At 41.5% G+C, this 17,600-nt stretch carries 17 protein-coding genes; 7 read left to right on the forward strand and 10 right to left on the reverse strand.

Going from position 1 to position 17,600, the window contains the following annotated elements; all coding sequences use genetic code 11:
* Positions 1 to 36: 36 nt before the first annotated feature.
* Together coaD and AB4371_RS12890 are read right to left on the reverse strand one after the other, a co-directional pair.
* Positions 37 to 519 (reverse strand): pantetheine-phosphate adenylyltransferase, encoded by a 483-nt coding sequence (coaD, locus tag AB4371_RS12885; RefSeq protein ID WP_371714009.1) that lies wholly within the window; start codon positions 517 to 519, stop codon positions 37 to 39.
* Position 520: 1 nt separating this feature from the next.
* Entirely contained in the window at positions 521 to 1,603 is a 1,083-nt protein-coding gene (locus AB4371_RS12890) for a glycosyltransferase family 9 protein (RefSeq protein WP_017063093.1), read from the reverse strand.
* Between the two features lie 96 nt (positions 1,604 to 1,699).
* Between AB4371_RS12890 and AB4371_RS12895 the strand changes: the two genes are divergently transcribed.
* On the forward strand, positions 1,700 to 2,413 hold the full coding sequence (locus tag AB4371_RS12895; RefSeq protein ID WP_017071073.1) for a 3-deoxy-D-manno-octulosonic acid kinase: 714 nt from the start codon (positions 1,700 to 1,702) through the stop codon (positions 2,411 to 2,413).
* A 40-nt stretch (positions 2,414 to 2,453) separates the two neighbouring features.
* On the opposite strand, the gene waaA is transcribed toward AB4371_RS12895, so the two are convergent.
* Positions 2,454 to 3,716 carry a lipid IV(A) 3-deoxy-D-manno-octulosonic acid transferase gene (gene waaA / locus AB4371_RS12900; RefSeq protein ID WP_372149908.1) on the reverse strand — a complete coding sequence of 421 codons (1,263 nt, stop codon included), beginning with the start codon at positions 3,714 to 3,716 and terminating at the stop codon, positions 2,454 to 2,456.
* A gap of 132 nt (positions 3,717 to 3,848) precedes the next feature.
* Between waaA and AB4371_RS12905 the strand changes: the two genes are divergently transcribed.
* From AB4371_RS12905 to pseI, 4 genes are read left to right on the forward strand one after another with little or no spacing between them, the layout of a single operon-like run.
* Entirely contained in the window at positions 3,849 to 4,880 is a 1,032-nt protein-coding gene (locus tag AB4371_RS12905) for a UDP-N-acetylglucosamine 2-epimerase (RefSeq protein WP_372129182.1), read from the forward strand.
* Between the two features lie 9 nt (positions 4,881 to 4,889).
* The gene (locus AB4371_RS12910; RefSeq protein ID WP_372149911.1) at positions 4,890 to 5,975 is read left to right on the forward strand and encodes a glycosyltransferase family 4 protein; all 1,086 of its coding nucleotides are present in this window, start codon (positions 4,890 to 4,892) and stop codon (positions 5,973 to 5,975) included.
* Positions 5,976 to 6,001: 26 nt separating this feature from the next.
* Positions 6,002 to 6,781 (forward strand): glycosyltransferase family 2 protein, encoded by a 780-nt coding sequence (locus AB4371_RS12915; RefSeq protein WP_372149913.1) that lies wholly within the window; start codon positions 6,002 to 6,004, stop codon positions 6,779 to 6,781.
* Between the two features lie 31 nt (positions 6,782 to 6,812).
* Positions 6,813 to 7,847 (forward strand): pseudaminic acid synthase, encoded by a 1,035-nt coding sequence (pseI, locus tag AB4371_RS12920; RefSeq protein WP_372149916.1) that lies wholly within the window; start codon positions 6,813 to 6,815, stop codon positions 7,845 to 7,847.
* Between the two features lie 17 nt (positions 7,848 to 7,864).
* On the opposite strand, the gene AB4371_RS12925 is transcribed toward pseI, so the two are convergent.
* The 4 genes from AB4371_RS12925 to rfaD form a co-directional block, all read right to left on the reverse strand.
* Positions 7,865 to 8,944: a polysialyltransferase family glycosyltransferase gene (locus AB4371_RS12925; protein ID WP_372149919.1), complete on the reverse strand. Its 1,080-nt coding sequence runs from the start codon at positions 8,942 to 8,944 to the stop codon at positions 7,865 to 7,867.
* A 3-nt stretch (positions 8,945 to 8,947) separates the two neighbouring features.
* Positions 8,948 to 10,147, reverse strand: a complete 1,200-nt coding sequence (locus tag AB4371_RS12930; RefSeq protein WP_372149922.1) for an O-antigen ligase family protein — start codon at positions 10,145 to 10,147, stop codon at positions 8,948 to 8,950.
* Positions 10,128 to 11,081 (reverse strand): lauroyl-Kdo(2)-lipid IV(A) myristoyltransferase, encoded by a 954-nt coding sequence (gene lpxM, locus AB4371_RS12935; RefSeq protein ID WP_372149925.1) that lies wholly within the window; start codon positions 11,079 to 11,081, stop codon positions 10,128 to 10,130. Before lpxM ends, AB4371_RS12930 begins: the two co-directional genes overlap by 20 nt.
* A gap of 134 nt (positions 11,082 to 11,215) precedes the next feature.
* Complete coding sequence (rfaD, locus tag AB4371_RS12940) at positions 11,216 to 12,157, reverse strand: ADP-glyceromanno-heptose 6-epimerase (protein WP_017063102.1); 942 nt, start codon at positions 12,155 to 12,157, stop codon at positions 11,216 to 11,218.
* Between the two features lie 151 nt (positions 12,158 to 12,308).
* Here rfaD and AB4371_RS12945 point away from each other — a divergent pair, with 151 nt between their 5' ends.
* The gene (locus tag AB4371_RS12945) at positions 12,309 to 13,472 is read left to right on the forward strand and encodes a nucleotide sugar dehydrogenase (RefSeq protein ID WP_372149928.1); all 1,164 of its coding nucleotides are present in this window, start codon (positions 12,309 to 12,311) and stop codon (positions 13,470 to 13,472) included.
* Between the two features lie 124 nt (positions 13,473 to 13,596).
* Positions 13,597 to 14,235, forward strand: coding sequence for a TetR/AcrR family transcriptional regulator (locus AB4371_RS12950; RefSeq protein ID WP_004733226.1), 639 nt, complete (start codon positions 13,597 to 13,599; stop codon positions 14,233 to 14,235).
* A gap of 62 nt (positions 14,236 to 14,297) precedes the next feature.
* Here AB4371_RS12950 and AB4371_RS12955 read toward each other — a convergent pair whose 3' ends face one another.
* From AB4371_RS12955 to gpsA, 3 genes are all read right to left on the reverse strand, one after another.
* Entirely contained in the window at positions 14,298 to 15,449 is a 1,152-nt protein-coding gene (locus AB4371_RS12955) for a murein hydrolase activator EnvC (protein ID WP_372150040.1), read from the reverse strand.
* Positions 15,450 to 15,533: 84 nt separating this feature from the next.
* A complete protein-coding gene (gene cysE / locus AB4371_RS12960) occupies positions 15,534 to 16,355 on the reverse strand; it encodes a serine O-acetyltransferase (RefSeq protein ID WP_009847961.1) in 822 nt (273 codons plus the stop codon).
* Positions 16,356 to 16,402: 47 nt separating this feature from the next.
* A complete protein-coding gene (gpsA, locus tag AB4371_RS12965; RefSeq protein ID WP_017070569.1) occupies positions 16,403 to 17,467 on the reverse strand; it encodes an NAD(P)H-dependent glycerol-3-phosphate dehydrogenase in 1,065 nt (354 codons plus the stop codon).
* Positions 17,468 to 17,600 lie beyond the last annotated feature (133 nt).

A 17,600-nucleotide genomic window follows, 5' to 3' on the forward strand; every position in this document is an offset into this window, starting at 1 on the left:
CCTCCTCCTACTCGATTTCGGAGTAGATAAAGAGAATTATTTGGCTGTTTTTATTGTGATTTCGTTTGCTACTTTTTGAGGTACAAACTGGCTAATATCCCCTCCGTGTATAGCGACTTCACGAACAATGGTTGAAGAGAGGAAAGCATACTCTTCTGAAGGGGTCAGAAATACGCTTTCAAGGCCAGGTAGGAGCTTACGATACATGCTAGTGAGACCAAACTCGTACTCAAAGTCCATGGTTGTTCTTAGACCACGTACTAATACGTTTGCTTGCTGCTGTTTAGCAAAGTCGACTAGTAACCCTGAGAATCCCTCTACAGATACGTTAGGTAAGTGAGACACCGCATCACGTAACAACTCTACACGTTCATCTAACTCAAACATGGTTTTTTTACTTGGGCTCGCTGCTACTCCAACAGTGATATGGTCAAACATGCTAGCGGCACGAACAATGATATCAAGGTGGCCATTGGTCACCGGATCAAAAGTTCCTGGATAAATAACGTGTGTGCTCATTTTAGCTGTCCTTGCTTAATGTAGTGTTCGAATTCGGTGCTTTACTAGAGTTTAAGGCCTTATCGAGTTGCTGCTTTACCATATCGAGTGTGATGTCTTTCATCAGGTCATCGCCTTTAGCACGGGTTCCCCATGGAAGGTCTGCGACTGGTTTACCTTGTTGTGCTTCTACGTGCTGTTGATAAACACTCACTACGATATCGAGATCGTTGTAAGGTCCTGTTCTACGAGGGTCGCTGTGTGCGTACAAGCCGATTACAGGCGTTGACTGCGTAGTTGCCAAGTGGGCTGGGCCAGTATCAGGTGCCAATACCACCGTTGCATGTTTCAGTACGGCAGTCAGTTGCTTCAAGTTCGTTTTGCCAATCAAGTTGGTTACTGGCGACTGGCATAATTTTTCGATGTCGCTACCAAGGTTAACTTCTCTTGGTGCCGGAGAACCACATAACACCACTTGCATGCCTTGTTCGACAGCATAATCAGCAATAGCTGCATATCGCTCAGTTAACCAATTGCGTGAATCTTTGCTTGCAGCTGGGGAGATAACCAAGGTCGGCTTGTCTGCCATGGTGCTAATTGCGAGTTGTTCATCTTCAGGTGTTAAAGGGATATCCCATTGAGGCTTATCGAAGGGGGCACCAATGTAGCGAGCAAATTCGGCAAAGTTATCCAACACATGAAACTTATCTGAAATAGGTAGATGGTGGTTGGTAAAGAGTGACTGCATTTCACGAGTACGGTTTTTGCCAAATCCCACTTTGCACTTCGCCTTTATTCCCCAAGATAGCACGCTGGCTCTGAGTGCGGCTTGCATATGCAGAAGTGCATCAAATTTACGATCAGATAGCTGACGCCATAATTCACGCATTCCTTTGAAGCCTTGTTTCTTATCGAAAACAATCACCTCAATACCGGGTAGATCGCCGATCAGCATGGCTTCTATTTTGCCCGTTATCCAAGTGATTTTCGTTTCAGGCCACTGCTTCTGGATGGCTTGAACCACAGAAATAGCATGACAAACATCGCCAATCGCGGAGAGGCGAAGTATGCAAAGAGATTGAGGTGCAGTTGAGAACAGTGACATAAAGTGCCCGAAAAAAGTGAATAACATCAGAATTATGCAGATACTCGCATTAGTTGTAAAATAGCAATGACGAAAAGCGACCCAAAGGCCTCATAGATGGAAACGATTAGCACCAAGAACCAAACAATTTGGTACGACCCTGAACTTTTGGCTCAGGTACCAGAGGGCGATATCGCTCAGATTTTTGAGGCTGAATATTGGCAGCAACAAGACGCCATTTCAGGCAGTGCTCAAGGACGCGGTACCACATGGTTCATTCAGCTTGATGGAATACAGGCCGCATTGCGCCATTATCGCCGTGGCGGATTGTTTGGGAAGCTAGTCGAAGACCAATATCGCTTCTCTGATTGGGAAAGCACGCGCTGTGCGATGGAGCTTAATGTTCTCAAGGCATTGGCAAACTCAGGTGTGAATGTACCGAAGCCCATTGCTGCTAGAGCCATTAAAAGCGGACTACTTTATCGAGCGGACTTAATGTCTGAACGAATTCCCAATGCCAAAGATCTGGTTGATGTCTTGGTCAATGGCCCGATAGATGCGGATGTTTATCGTCGAATTGGCCAAGAGGTACGCAAGATGCACGATGCTGGGGTTAATCATACCGATCTCAACATTCATAATATCCTGCTTGATGACTCGCAAAGGGTGTGGATTATTGACTTTGATAAGTGTGGTCAGCAAGCGGGTGATGACTGGAAAGAAGGCAACTTGAATCGCTTAAAGCGCTCGTTCTTAAAAGAAGTGAACAAGCGCCAGATTCAATGGCAAGAGTCGGATTGGGAGCCGATATTAAAGGGTTATCAAGGTTAGATGTTAAAGGGCTACCAAGGCTAATTAGGTCAAATAGTTGTTAGCTAAGAATGTATTCCAAGGTTTTATCCAACGCCCCTCGGTTCTGCTCAACTACTTGATAAGCCGCTAAGCCTTTAGTTTTGCGCAGCTCTGATTGTTTGAACAGTCGTTGGAGTTGGCCTGCGATATCTTGGCTATCTTGACATATAACCACGGCATTGGCTTCCAGTAGCTTGTCTGAGATCTCGCTGAAGTTAAAGTAGCTAGGACCATTCAATAAAGGTAGTTGTAGGGCTGCTGGTTCTAGAAGATTGTGGCCACCTACCTTATCGCCTACAAGGCTTCCTCCCATAAAACACACATCAGCACCACCGAGTAAGGTCAACATTTCTCCCATCGTATCAGCAATATACACTTCAACATCAGAGGCGATAGGTTGTTGACTTGTTCGAGTGATGGTGTTGAATTCTTGCTGTTTAGCCAGTTCCGTCACTTGGCTGAATCGTTCAGGGTGACGAGGCACAATCATCAGCAAGGTATTTGGATTGTCTTTAAGGAGCTGTTTATGAGCGTCTAAGATAATTTCATCTTCGCCTTGATGAGTGCTGGCTGCTATCCACACACAGCGTTCAAAGCCAATTTGTTCACGTAACGCTTTGCCTTTTGATACTTGTTCAGCTGAAACTTCAATATCAAACTTGATCGACCCAGTCACATGCACAGATGCTTTATCTAACCCTAATCGTATAAAACGCTCAGCATCACTTGGGTATTGGCAAAGTACTTGAGAGAGATTTTTGGCTAAGAGATCAAAAACGGCTTGGAATTTAGCATAACGCTGGCACGAGCGTTCAGATAGGCGAGCGTTGAGTACCGAAATGGGGATTCCAGCTTTCGCGACGCAGTGCAGTGTGTTTGGCCATAACTCGGTTTCCATGATTAGCATCTGTTTAGGCTGAACAGTCTTCAAAAAACCTCGAATACACCAAGAAAAATCAATCGGCATGTAGCGATGCTCGACTAAATCACCGAGTTTTTCTATCTGCTCTGCACCCGTGCTGGTTGTCGTGGTAACGATAATGGTTTGGTTTGGATTGCGTCGCTTCAGTTGCTTTATGATCGGTACGGCGGCAATCGATTCACCAACCGATACTGCGTGAATCCAGATAGGATTCTTACCTTGAGTTTGCGGTGTGATCCCGAAATGTTCTTTCCAACGCTGACCAAAACTTGGCTTTCCAGGTTTGCTCTTATAAAGCCCATACAGCAGTAGCGGAGAAGCTAATGACAATATGAGAGTATAGATAAGTCGTATAAGCATAAGAACAGTGACACCAGAAGGCAAAATCAATATTCAGAAGAGTATTTTCTTCAATCTCGAAAGTAAAGAGCGTTATAATTAAATGCTTAGTTGCGCTTTCAAACGGACATGGTGAATTTTATCTCATCGCTTATGCAAACCGATCAAACCTATCGTTTCTTGCTCTACGTCGAGCAAAATTATTCATTTGCTATTCTTCGCCCATTCTATGATTACGCGAAGCAACTCGGCCATGAGGTTAAGTGGTTGCTTGTTGGTGAAGACGCTTCTGAACATCTTTTACTGGATCAAGAGCAGAGCGTCTCTTTGACAGAAGCTATTGCCTTTAATCCTTCTGCCGTTCTAGTGCCCGGCGATCGTGTTCCAGCGTTTATTCCAGGGTTGAAGGTACAAGTATTTCATGGTTTGAACGAGAGCAAACGTGGGAACTTATACCCTGAACGTGGTCTATTTGATTTGTATTGCACCGAAGGCCATGAAAGAACAAGCTCGCTTGAGCCGCTAGCTAAGCAGCGCGGCTATTTTCAAGTTAAAGAGACCGGGTGGCTGAAGCTCGATAGCTTGTTTAATTATCAAACCAGTGACAAGCATTTTGAAAGACCTCAAATTCTATTCGCTTCCACTTTTTCGCCAAGTTTATCCTGTGCCGAATTGGTTTATGAAGAGCTTAAGCGCTTAAGCAAACTGAGCCAGTGGCAATGGTTAGTCACACTGCACCCTAAAATGAAGCTAGAGACACGAGAGAAATACCAAGCGTTGGAAGGTGATAATCTTCTGTTCTTCGATAATGATCGAGTGATTGAGATGCAGCATCGTGCTGATGTGATGGTATGTGACAACTCATCGATTTTTCAGGAGTTTTTGTTGCTCAATAAGCCTGTTGTTACGGTCAATAATCGAGACCCTCAAACGAGCTTCATTAATATAACCCAAGCGGAACAGTTAGAATCAGCAATTCAACAAGCGATGCTGCCTGATGAAGCAAGAGATAAAGCCATTGCTAATTATGGTCCGTCAATAACGCCATATTTGGACGGTCAATCCTCAGCGAGAGTTCTGAGTGCTATTACGGATGTGCTAGAAAGCGGTTGGCAGGATAAAAAACCAAAAAATTGGATTCGTAACTTTAAAATCCGTAAATCATTAAACTATTGGAAATTCTAGGGCTGAATAATGAAAATATTAGTTTGTGCATCGTATCTACATGCTTGGAATAGTATTCGCCCTGAAGCGGAGATATTTGTTGAACTAGCAAATCAGGGCCATAGCGTTACGGTTATGACCCAAGGTGAGTCTGAATACGTAGATCGGCTTCGAACAAATGGTGTGAAGGTCATCGATTGTTATCCTAAAAGAAAGGTTTGTTTTGATACGATCAAGACCATTCGACGAGAGTTAAAGAGTGGTGAATATGATATTTGTTATGCTTTTAACTCAAAAACTATTCCGAATGCGGCATTTGCATGTATTGGACTTAAAGTAAAGTTGATCGCCTACAGGGGAACAACGGGCGGCTTGTATCGACATGATCCAAGTGCCTACTTAACTCAACTTCACCCCCGTGTTGATGGCATCGTTTGCGTATCTGAAGCTGTTCGACAGGATGTTATCAAGCGAGTTTGGAAGAACAAAGATAATGTTGTCACCATATATAAGGGGCATCAATTAGAGTGGTATCAAGTCGATCCTACTTCTAGAGAGTCGCTAGAACTGAATCAGACTGATGTTGTTGCGTTTTGCGCTGCGCACGTGCGCCCTAGCAAGGGAATATCTGTTCTCCTCGAGGCGACTGAATATATTACAGCACCCAATTTTCATCTGGTTCTTGCAGGTAGTGGCTATGAGCCCCATTTCGACGAGATGAAAAATAGCCCGATCTCAGATAGAATTCACTATATTGGTCATCGAAAAGATATTCCATCATTAATGGCCATGGCTGATTTTCAGGTACAGCCATCGGTTAGTGGTGAGGGGCTGCCTCGTACAATTATTGAAGCGATGGCTAATGGAACAGCATCAGTTGTTACGACTACAGGTGGAGCTCCAGAGCTTGTCGAGGATGGCCAAACAGGTTTTATTGTTCCTACTGCTGATGCTCAGGCATTAGGTAAAGCTATTAACAAAATCGCCCAAGACAGACAGCAGTGCTCTGATATGGGGCTTGCTGCAAAAGAGAGGCTAGCGCGTCATTTTAGCTCTAAAGTGACAGTGGCCGAACACTTAAAGTATTTTGAACGTTTACTAGGTCATTCAAACTAGCTCAATGAAAAAGGTATATTGATTCAATGAGAACATTATCAGCGTTAATTATTTGTAAAAACGAAGAAGACCGTATTCGACCTTGTTTTGAATCGCTAAAAGGTTTTGCTGATGAAATAATTGTTTATGATTCTGGTAGCACGGATAAGACAGTTGAAATAGCAAGAGAATATACGGATAAAGTCTGGGTTACCGAAGATTGGCCTGGTGATGGTTATCAGAAGGCTAGAGCTTTTGAACAGGCTACGTGTGATTGGGCACTAATTATTGATGCAGATGAATACTTGGATGAAGATATGAAATCCGAGATAACACTTCAGTTAAGTGATCCGAATTTAGAAGAAGTAGCCTTCAAGCTACCTTGGGGTAACCTTATCTTAGGTAAACAAATGCGTTTTGGTCGTTCATCCAGAGCCCCTAAACGTCTTTTTAAGCGTGAAGGAGCCTCTATTACTAAAGTTGTAGTACATGCAAATGTAGAAACTGAAGGGAAGGTATCTACACTGAAAAAAGGTTTTTTGATGCATAACTCGTTGCGTGGCTTTGATCATTTGATGGAAAAAAGCCGAGTATATGGTTGGGAAACCACAAAAAAATATTACAGCAAGGGTAAGCCAAGTTTAGGGATTCCTTTCGCTATTGTGCGCTCAGTTTGGACATTTTTCCTAATTTATATTATCCGATTAGGATTTTTAGACGGTAGTCGTGGTCTATTAATGGCAGTGAACTTTGCTCAATCCTCATTTAACAAATATGCGGGTCTGTGGTACCTAGAGCAAGAAGCTAAATGGAAATCAAAATATTGATATTATTTTTTAATTTTATAAGTAGAAATATATGAAAATAGCAGAAAGAAATATTGGACGTAATCACAAACCATATATTATCGCCGAGATGTCCGGTAATCATAATGGTGATATAAACCGTGCAATTGAGTTGATTAAAGCAGCAAAAGATGCAGGGGCTGATGCAGTAAAGTTACAAACTTATACAGCAGATACGATCACAATTAATCATGATAGTGAAGAGTTTGTTATCAGTGGGGGGCTATGGGATGGCGCTAAATTATATGATTTATATGAGCAAGCTCATACACCTTGGGAGTGGCATAAAATATTGTTTGATGAGGCAGAAAAGCTTGGGATAACGATTTTTAGTTCTCCATTCGATCATTCGGCAGTAGACTTTCTTGAAAGTTTAAATGCACCAGCATACAAAATCGCGTCTTTTGAGTTAATCGATTTACCACTGATTCGGAAAGTAGCAGTGACAGGTAAGCCTATGATTATGTCGACGGGAAATGCGAATTTAGCAGAAATAGAGGAAGCTGTGGCGGCAGCAAAAGGTGCTGGAGCAAAAGATATTGTTTTACTTCATTGTACTAGCGGTTATCCTACTCCCGCCTCACAAGCGAATATTTCCACATTAGCAGTAATGCGTGATGCATTTGGTGTTGAAGTTGGGCTCTCTGATCACACAATGGATATAGGAGTCTCCGTTGCTGCAGTTGCTTTAGGGGCTTGTGTTATTGAAAAGCATTTCACATTGGCGCGTGCTGATGGTGGGGTTGATTCAGCTTTCTCTTTAGAAAAGGAAGAACTTACTTCTTTAGTTACTAATTGCAATATGGCATTTGAAGCTATCGGAAAACCAAACTTTATCAGTACTGAAGAAGAACTTAAAACTAAATGTCATCGTCGCTCACTATATATTGTTAAAGATATAAAAAAAGGTGAGGTTTTTACTACTGAGCATGTTAGATCTATTCGTCCAGGAAATGGAATTCTACCAAAGTACCTGGATGATGTTTTAGGAAAAATGGCTAAACAAGATCTTCAGTTTGGAACTCCACTACAGTTTAATCACTTTTAACTAAACTTAGAATGGAGCTATAAAGCTTTTTCAATTCGGCTTATTAGGCTATTGGGGTTATTCTTCCAGTGAATTATTATTTCATTGAATGACCCCATCTCTTCGTCTCTTATAAGTTTTTGTCTATTACAGAAAGACTCAAATCCGAGACCAGCAGTTGAATTTATAGAAATTATTTTCACATTACTAGTACTATTTATCAACTCAAGTTCTAATGGGTGCTTTACAGATAAAAATTTGTTTCTATCAAAATCGTGGAGGTATGAGTCAATATTTTCACTCGGGTGTAGTTTTATGTAAAAATTAATACCTCTCCTGTCTAGCATATCTGCAATAATTCGGTGTAAGTATATGAAGTAATGTGTATCATTTAGATTTTTGGCTAAGTGCTTTGATAGTGGTTGTGTCGCTATAATAACAATATTGTTACAGTTTTTTGGTATTTTTGGAGTGAATTTAAATATACGATTAATGAAATCTAAGCTATGAGATGTACCTAAAAAATCTATTTCTCTTCCCTTTCCTTGCACTTTAAGGGGGAGGTTCTCAGGGGTAGTTACATTGATTGCTGTACACCTATTACATTCACCTATAATCCAAGTGTTGTTGCCCTTAATATTCACAGGTTTTAAGTACCGACTTATTCCTTTTTTTGGTATGCTAAAATAATTTCCCACGCCATCTTCAATAACTTCATATTTTGTTACTAGTAACTTAAAAATACGAGCCATTTTATTTTTATCATTAAATAGAAACAGCGAAATTTTATTTATATCAGAGAGCCATTTGATCTCTTTTATTCTTGATAATTTATTAGCCATTAATGAGCTTGTTATTTTGTTAGGGAGAGTATTTCTCATTGCTAAAAAAAACAGAACCTTACCAATGGTCGTTTTTTTTAACTCTTTTTTTATAGAAGCCCGTGTTAAGGTTAAAATCTGTATATTACTTTTCAATGTGTTGGTTTCTATTTTTTTTGGATCTATGTTTTGGTAGTCATAAAAAAACAATATAGTCGATTTTTCTCTAGGATTATTTGATGCCTTGGAAATTGCAAATAATAAATGTCTCAGCGTCGAGCATATATATAAGTTCATAGTTTACTTTTCTGCCTTAATTTTGTTTATGCATATAATTGAGGTGAATAAGTATAAGAAGTATGTTCCGGGGTGAGATAGGGGAATATAGGTTAGACCGGCAGAAAATAAAAATATAGGCATAATTACTAGTAGTGGTGAGGAACTGGAAGATAAATTATTAATACCATAAAAGAATGGTATTAATATTATAGATAGATACAAAGCAAGACCTAAAAATCCATATTTTACAGTGCGATCAATGATACTATTATGAAAGTTCTTATTATCAAATTTAGCTAATGATTTCTTTACTTCCCCTCTCTCATACATGTCTTGAATGATCTTAATGTGAGCTGTTTGTCCTAAGCCTACCAATGACGGATTGTTTTTTATGATATCATAGCCCACCATCCATAACTGTAGCCTTATGCCCCATGAAGAGTTTAAATTACCCTCAGTTAGTAGCTCTACCTCATGAATGGAACGATCTATTCTATTTTCTATAATAGGGTAGCTTGACGCTGCTATAGTTGTGAATAATGAAAGAAAAATAAGAGTTACCTTCCAGTTTTTATTTTTCAAGAAAACAAGAAAAATAATAGTAATATAAACTGCAATCAATGCAAGCCAGGTACCTCTTGTATCTACAAGGATTACGTTTATAGTTAGCAAAATGAAGCTAAGAATAGAGAGGGAGACTAAAAGTTTATTCTTATTAATATAGGCAAGGTAAAGGGATATTATAGATAGCAATCCAGTAAAGTTAGCATAAGGAATTGCATTTAGAGGTAGTTGCTTACGTGTTAATCCTTGCAACTCCAATATGTTAATTGTTTGTGATAAGATAAATATAGAGCTTATCGTGATTGTATAAATTAAAGTTTCATGTTTTATTTTTTTAGGTAATGATAATGTGGCATAGAGTAGTGTGCTAATTAATACTCTTATTTCAGATGAGCTATACCCATTGTAAAAATATTTTATAGATGCGTAAATGCTTACAGCAAAAATTGAAAATATTAATAAATTAAAATTTATTAATATTTTTTCTTTTCTAAGGAAGTGAGATAGTAGTTTTGTGATTAAAGATGCTAAAATTAGGCTAACTAATATTTTATCACCGTTATTGACAATGAAAAGACCACTCACAGCCCAGTATATAGGGAGTAAGTGTATAGTGTTTATTATTTTTCGAAACATATTATTTATAAGGATTGACATGATTTTCCGGACGAGTCTTAAGCAGTCTTAAGATCCACATATATTGCTCTGGGTTTTTGCTCACGTAATTTTCAATACATTGGTTCATCATACGTGCGTCCTCTTCTTCGCTTCCTGTTGGGAAGGGTAGAGCAGGGTAGAAGTCCAAGGTGTATTGGCCTGTACTGCTATCGTATTGAGCAAACAAGGGCACAATTTTAGCTTTACTCAGTTTTGATAGGCGACCAAGGCCTGAGATAGTTGCTTTTTGAGTCGCGAAAAAGTCAACGAAGACACTGTGCTCACGGCCAAGATCTTCATCAGGGAGGTAGTAACCCAGGTACCCATCACGTACCGACTTGATGAAAGGTTTGATACCACCGCTGCGATCATAAACACGACCGCCGTATTGCACGCGCTGTCGGTGCATTAGCCAGTCACTGAGTTTGTTTTTTTGTGCTTTCGCCATCGCAGATACAGGTAAATTGCGTGAAGCTAATAATACCGCTGGGATATCGATAGCCCATGTGTGTGGCACCAGCAAGATCACATTCTCGCCACTGTCTATAATATCGGTTAGGTTGCTTAGGCCGTTTATCGAAGTATTATTCTCTAGCCAAGTTTTACTCTTGAGTGTCAGTGAAGCAAATCCCATCAAAAATGAGATGGAAGTAACGTATGACTGATAGAGAGTTTCTTCGCGCTCTTCGATAGATTGCTCAGGGAAACACATCTCAAGATTCACTCGAGCCCGGCGGTTAGCCTTATTCTTAATTTTTACAGCTTGCTTAGCCATAAACTTAGCTAATGCTAAACGAATGCTATTAGGTAAGAAGCAGACTAAAGACGATAACAAAACAGCAATCCAAGTTCCCCAGTATTTAGGTGCTAGAAAACCCCATTCAAACTCAGGATTGTAAGCTTTTGGATCAAAATCATTGCGTTGTGTGGTCATTCATTCACTACATTATTTAAATCAGAGAGTTAACTTAATATCGGTCACTCTGGGAATGATTATATTCGTTAGACATTCCCAATAATACACGCTAAAAGTAGGGTGTATTATTGGTCCTAATCTGAAATATACCGTTAAGCGTTTACGATCTTCATGTACTCAGCAACGCCATCGGCTACTGCTTTAAACTCGATATCGCAACCTGTACCGCGAAGCTTCGTTAGGTCTGCTTGAGTGAATTCTTGGTAAGCACCTTTTAAATGCTCAGGGAAAGGAATCGTTTCGATTTCGCCTTTACCATGGTGCTTGATAACTGCCTTGGCGACTTCTTCAAACGACTCAGCATTGCCAGTACCTAGATTAAAGAGGCCAGATACCCCATTTTCTAAGAACCACAAGTTTACAGCCGCAACATCACCTACATACACAAAATCACGCTTAAAGGTTTCGCTACCTGCGAACAATTTCGGGTTTTCACCGGAATTCATTTGGTTGTTTAGGTGGAAAGCGACAGAGGCCATGCTGCCTTTGTGTTGCTCGCGTGGACCATAAACATTGAAGTAACGAAACCCTACGATTTGCGAAAGCTTTTCGTTGTGTGCTGCTGCATCCGCGGTTAAGCGGCGAACGTAGTTATCAAATTGTTGTTTTGAATAGCCGTAGACATTCAATGCACCTTCGTACTCTCGTTCTTCAATGAAAGTGTCGGTTTCACCGTAAGTTGCAGCTGAAGAGGCATACAAGAAAGGAATTTCACGTTCAACACAGTAATGAAGTAGCTCTTTTGAGTATTCATAGTTGTTGAGCATCATGTATTTGCCATCCCACTCAGTGGTAGCAGAGCATGCTCCTTCATGGAAAACAGCTTCAATATGACCAAAATCATCACCGGCCATGACTTGAGTTAGGAAGTCATCACGATCCATGTAATCTGTGATGTCTAGGTCTACAAGGTTCTTAAATTTCTTACCATCTTTTAAGTTGTCGACGACTAGAATATCGTTGTGGCCCGCTTCATTAAGCGCCTTAACAATATTGCTGCCAATCATGCCAGCACCACCAGTTACGATAATCATAATTTCTAACTCTTTTGAATACAAAACTGTCACGAGTATAGCAAGGAATGGATAAAGCGGGCTAGTGGAATAATTCCCCAACCAGAGTATGATACGGCAAGCTAAGTTATAAATTATGTTGAGTTAATTACTCAAAACTATAGGTATTATCATGAAGATTGCAGTAGCCGGTACAGGGTATGTGGGTCTATCAAACGCTATGCTTTTGGCACAACATCATGAAGTCATTGCGGTAGATATCATCGATGAAAAAGTGGCAATGCTAAACAATAAGCAGTCACCGATTGTAGACAATGAGATTGAGCACTTTCTATCAAATAAGACGCTGAACTTCATGGCAACAACGGATAAAGCCGCTTACAAAAATGCTGAATTTGTCATCATTGCTACACCTACCGATTATGACCCTAAAAACAATTATTTTGATACCAGCTCTGTAGAATCTGTCATCAAAGACGTCATGGAGATCAATCCTGATGCGGTGATGGTTATTAAATCAACGGTGCCGGTTGGCTATACCGAGCGTATTAAGCAAGAGCTGAACTGCGAAAACGTCATGTTCTCACCGGAGTTTTTGCGTGAAGGCAAGGCCCTGTACGATAATCTACACCCATCACGTATTATCGTTGGTGAATGTTCTGAACGCGCTAAAGTGTTTGCGAATCTTCTTGTGGAAGGTGCGGAAAAAGAAAACATCGACGTACTGTTTACTCACTCAACGGAAGCAGAAGCAGTAAAGTTATTCTCAAATACTTATCTAGCGATGCGAGTTTCTTATTTCAATGAGCTTGATTCTTACGCGGAAGCGCATGGCTTGGATTCTCGTCAGATCATAGAAGGTGTTGGCTTAGACCCTCGTATCGGCAATCATTACAACAACCCTTCATTTGGTTACGGTGGTTACTGCTTACCAAAAGACACCAAGCAACTATTAGCAAACTATCAAGATGTACCAAACAACATTGTGGGTGCGATTGTTGATGCAAACCGTACCCGAAAAGACTTCATTGCGGATTCAATTATTAAGCGCTCGCCTAAAATTGTCGGTATTTATCGTTTGATCATGAAGTCGGGCTCTGACAATTTCCGTGCTTCTTCCATCCAAGGGATCATGAAGCGTTTAAAAGCCAAAGGCATCGAAGTCGTCGTGTATGAACCGGTATTGGAAGAAGAGCATTTCTTTAACTCGAAGGTTTATTCTGACCTAGAAGAGTTCAAAGCTGTATCGGATGTGATTGTATCTAACAGAATGGTAGAAGAAATCGCAGACGTTGCAGATAAGGTGTACACACGAGATCTGTTTGGCAGTGATTGATTACAGAGTGATTGATAGAAGGTTAGTTTTAGCGCTTGCTAATTCGACCAGATGTTAACAGCTCGATCTATCCGTTTAGTGGCGATATACTGAACCCCTAAACGGATAGGGATACTAATAACTAATGAAAACACGTGACAAGATTGTTTACGCTGCTCTAGAGCTTTTTAATGAGCACGGTGAGCGTAGTATTACGACCAATCATATTGCTGAGCATATCGAGATTAGCCCTGGTAACCTCTACTACCATTTCCGCAACAAGCAAGAAATTGTCCGTGACATCTTTACTCTCTATTCGACAGAGTTACTTGAAAGGTTCACACCGATTCAAGGGCAACAAGAAAGCCTGACGCTACTAAAGCGCTACTTAGATTCTATCTTCACGTTGATGTGGAAGTACCGATTCTTCTATGCGAACCTACCTGAAATATTGTCACGTGATGAAAAACTCCACCTTGATTACATGGCCGTACAAGAAAAGCTGCAAACGAATCTTGTGGATATTATGAGAGCCTTCGTTGAATTGAACTTGCTCAAAGCAACGGATACGGAAATGAAGTCGATGGTCACTTCTCTTCACTTGATCGCATCGGGTTGGTTAGCTTATCAATCTGCGATGTCTCCAAAAGCCCAAATTACCGAGCAAGTGGTACATCAAGGAATGCTACAGATGATCGCGACCGTTAAACCGATTGCGACAGCTCAAGGTTTTGAGCAGCTGACATTATTGGAAGATGGTGTAAGGGCGTTGAACTCTAAATAGAAAGAGACGAGTAAGCGGTATACGGGATTCGAAGAAAGATACTCGCATCCCGTATCTGCTCTTTATCGAACTAACCAACTCTTTGGATTCTGAGCTTGGCTGTTTCTTCGAATTTCAAAATACAGTGATGGGCGCGTTTGGCCGCCAGTGTCACCAGCAAGTGCAATCGCTTCACCCGCTTTAACTTTGTCACCTTCTTTCTTTAAAAGCGCTTGGTTAAAGCCATAGAGCGTCATATCGCCTTTACCGTGGTCAAGTAGCACCACTAAGCCATAACCACGCAAGTACTCTGCAAATACTACTGTGCCTGAATAAACAGACTTTACCTGCTGGCCGTACTTGGCGTTGATTACCATGCCTTTCCAGTTTATTTGACCCGTTTGGCGTGAACCGTAGTTATGTAGAACTTTGTCTTTGATTGGCCAAGGCAGTTTACCTTTGCGTTTGGCTAACCCATCCATAGGGACGGCATTACGTCTTTCTCGAGCCGCTTTTTCTGCTTTCGCTATTTCAGCTTTTAGGCGAGTTTCATTGCGCTGAAGCTCTGCTAAGTAATTTTTGTCGCCAGAAATATTCTTCTTAATACTACCGACGGTTTTCTTACGTTGTGTTTGGGTTTTGGCTAACGTATCGCGCTTGGTGGTTTGTTGTTTTAGCAGTATTGCTATCTGTTCTTGCTCGAGTTGACGCTGTTTGTGGCTTTCTTCTAGTTCAAGTTGCGTCTGTTCAATCGTGTTGATTGTTGCGGAGCGAGCTTTGGCAAGGTGCTGGTAATAGTGACTGATGCGATCTTCTTCTACACCGGTGTTGAGGATGTGAGAAGACGCTTTAGCTCGACTTGTCATGTAGTAAGTCTGAATCAGTTGCTCTAACTTACCGGTATGGACTTTTTTCTGAGCAGTAAGCGCTTTAATCTTAGCGTCTAAGTTAGCAAGATTTGCATTGGCCGTATTGAGCTGCTTTTTACTATCGAGTATCGCTTTTTCAAGCGAAGCGATGGATAGCTCTTGTTTCTTGAGGCTTGCTTGCAGGCTATCGAGCTTTTTCTGCTGTGAGGATAGGTTTTTTTGTTGGCGAGATATTTCACTCGTTACGCCTTTCAGTTCCCCCTGAGAGGCGGCAAATGACGATGTAGATAAAAGAGCAACACAAAGGCTGGCAGATATCAAAAGAGTCCGGTTAATGGCTCGAATTTGTTTCATCATTATCGTCATTTTGCTCTTATTCATGATCAACAGCTGCTTTTAAATCTTTTCGCATCTCGGCTATCGGTTATTCGTTGAATCCCGAACCTGCTCTTAAATCCCATCACCATGGATGAAGTTCTGAGAGCGACCATTGAATCCTTGGTCCATATCTAAAGATGGTTTATCGGTTTTTGGTTTGCCTACAATTTTTGCAGGAACCCCAGCGACTGTTGTATGAGGTGGTACGGCTTGTAGAACCACAGAGCAAGAACCAATCTTCGCGCCTTCACCCACTTCAATATTGCCAAGGATTTTAGCGCCAGCACCAATCATTACGCCTTCGCGGATTTTAGGGTGACGATCGCCACCTTCTTTACCCGTACCACCTAAAGTAACGTCTTGAAGAATCGATACATCATTTTCAACGACAGCGGTTTCACCAATCACAATACCTGTCGCGTGGTCGAGCATGATCGCTTTACCGATACGAGCCGCTGGGTGAATATCCACTTGGCAAGCAACCGAAATTTGGTTCTGTAGGTAAGTGGCAAGCGCAATACGGCCTTGCTTCCATAGCCAGTTAGCCACTCGGTAACCTTGAAGGGCGTGGTAGCCTTTTAGATAAAGCAGAGGCATTGAGTACATCTCGACCGCAGGATCTCGATTTACCGTCGCGCAAATATCACAAGCGGCAGCATCAATAATAGATTGGTCCTGCTTGAATGCTTGTTCAACCACTTCACGCACCGCCATTGCTGGCATTGAAGCCGTCTTTAGCTTATTGGCTAGGATATAACTTAATGCAGCGCCTAAGCTTTCGTGGTTGATAATGGTGGCATGGTAAAAACTCGCAAGCATAGGTTCTTGCTCCGACTGCTGTCGAGCTTCCTTCACAATGCATTGCCAAACTTTTTGTTGTTCACAGTGTTTCATTTTACCATCCATCTTATCTATTTTATCCCACGACTGAATACGCGATGTTATCGCTCTGACTTCTTGTCTCGTGCAAGTAGATCTTGTGCTGCTAAGTGTGCATCTTTTCCCTGATACAACACTTGATAAATTTGTTCAACAATTGGCATCTCAACGCCCATGCGTTCTGATAATAACCAAACTTCCTTGGTGTTGCGATAACCTTCGACCACTTGGCCAATTTCTTCTTGTGCCGTGTCGACGTCTTTACCTGAGCCTAAAGCTAACCCAAAGCGACGGTTACGTGATTGGTTATCAGTACAGGTTAGTACTAGATCGCCCAGCCCCGCCATACCCATAAAGGTTTCGGGTTGTGCACCCAGTGCAGCACCTAAGCGACTCATTTCAGCTAAGCCACGCGTGATCAGTGCAGTACGAGCATTGGCACCAAAACCAATGCCATCCGACATGCCTGCGCCAATTGCGATAACATTTTTCACCGCGCCGCCAAGTTGCATACCGATGAAATCTGAGTTTGCGTATACGCGGAATGTTTTACCGCAGTGGATCTTCTCTTGCAGCTCTTCTAAGAATACTTCATCTGGTGAAGCGACAGAGATAGCCGTTGGCATGCCCATCGCTAACTCTTTGGCGAAGGTCGGCCCGGATAGAACCGCTAAAGAGTAGCCATCACCCAGCACATCGTGCGCGACATCTTTAAGCAGGCGTCCTGTCTCTGGCTCTAAGCCTTTGGTCGCCCAACAGATGCGAGAGTCTGAGGCTAAGTAAGGTTTAACGCTATTAAGCACAACGCCAAATACGTGGCTCGGGACTACAAGTAAAAGGTCTCGGCTTGAAGTCACTGCTTTTTCTAAGTCTGATTCAATGATCAGGCTTTCTGGGAATTCTATATTTGGTAGAAACTCATTATTAGCGCGCTCAGATTCAAGGCGAGCCATATGAGCAGGGTCATGCCCCCAAAGAACAACGTTTGCACCGTTACGCGCTAGAGAGATAGCTAAAGAGGTTCCGTAAGAACCTGCACCAATGACAGTCATGGCGATCTCTTTGCCGTAAGCGCTGTCTTTACCGTAAGCGTCTGCCGTATTAGTCGGGCGAGTTGTTTCTGTCATGCTTCCACCTAAAAATAATGAGGGAAATCGAAGAGTTTTGAAAAAGCTATCCACTAAAATAAGAAGAGCTTTCAATCTTAGTACAGTGTAAAGAAAAAATGCACATCGCAGAAGTTGCGATGTGCATTTAAAA

This window comes from Vibrio sp. 10N.261.51.A3 (genome assembly GCF_041471965.1).
GTDB classification, from domain to species: Bacteria; Pseudomonadota; Gammaproteobacteria; order Enterobacterales; family Vibrionaceae; genus Vibrio; species Vibrio crassostreae_C.

Excerpts from the sequence above, each read along its gene's own strand:
- coaD (WP_371714009.1), bottom strand. The coding sequence starts at position 519 with ATGAGCACACACGTTATTTATCCAGGAACTTTTGATCCGGTGACCAAT.
- AB4371_RS12890 (WP_017063093.1), bottom strand. The coding sequence starts at position 1,603 with ATGTCACTGTTCTCAACTGCACCTCAATCTCTTTGCATACTTCGCCTC.
- AB4371_RS12895 (WP_017071073.1), top strand. The coding sequence starts at position 1,700 with ATGGAAACGATTAGCACCAAGAACCAAACAATTTGGTACGACCCTGAA.
- waaA (WP_372149908.1), bottom strand. The coding sequence starts at position 3,716 with ATGCTTATACGACTTATCTATACTCTCATATTGTCATTAGCTTCTCCG.
- AB4371_RS12905 (WP_372129182.1), top strand. The coding sequence starts at position 3,849 with ATGCAAACCGATCAAACCTATCGTTTCTTGCTCTACGTCGAGCAAAAT.
- AB4371_RS12910 (WP_372149911.1), top strand. The coding sequence starts at position 4,890 with ATGAAAATATTAGTTTGTGCATCGTATCTACATGCTTGGAATAGTATT.
- AB4371_RS12915 (WP_372149913.1), top strand. The coding sequence starts at position 6,002 with ATGAGAACATTATCAGCGTTAATTATTTGTAAAAACGAAGAAGACCGT.
- pseI (WP_372149916.1), top strand. The coding sequence starts at position 6,813 with ATGAAAATAGCAGAAAGAAATATTGGACGTAATCACAAACCATATATT.
- AB4371_RS12925 (WP_372149919.1), bottom strand. The coding sequence starts at position 8,944 with ATGAACTTATATATATGCTCGACGCTGAGACATTTATTATTTGCAATT.
- AB4371_RS12930 (WP_372149922.1), bottom strand. The coding sequence starts at position 10,147 with ATGTCAATCCTTATAAATAATATGTTTCGAAAAATAATAAACACTATA.
- lpxM (WP_372149925.1), bottom strand. The coding sequence starts at position 11,081 with ATGACCACACAACGCAATGATTTTGATCCAAAAGCTTACAATCCTGAG.
- rfaD (WP_017063102.1), bottom strand. The coding sequence starts at position 12,157 with ATGATTATCGTAACTGGTGGTGCTGGCATGATTGGCAGCAATATTGTT.
- AB4371_RS12945 (WP_372149928.1), top strand. The coding sequence starts at position 12,309 with ATGAAGATTGCAGTAGCCGGTACAGGGTATGTGGGTCTATCAAACGCT.
- AB4371_RS12950 (WP_004733226.1), top strand. The coding sequence starts at position 13,597 with ATGAAAACACGTGACAAGATTGTTTACGCTGCTCTAGAGCTTTTTAAT.
- AB4371_RS12955 (WP_372150040.1), bottom strand. The coding sequence starts at position 15,449 with ATGACGATAATGATGAAACAAATTCGAGCCATTAACCGGACTCTTTTG.
- cysE (WP_009847961.1), bottom strand. The coding sequence starts at position 16,355 with ATGAAACACTGTGAACAACAAAAAGTTTGGCAATGCATTGTGAAGGAA.
- gpsA (WP_017070569.1), bottom strand. The coding sequence starts at position 17,467 with ATGACAGAAACAACTCGCCCGACTAATACGGCAGACGCTTACGGTAAA.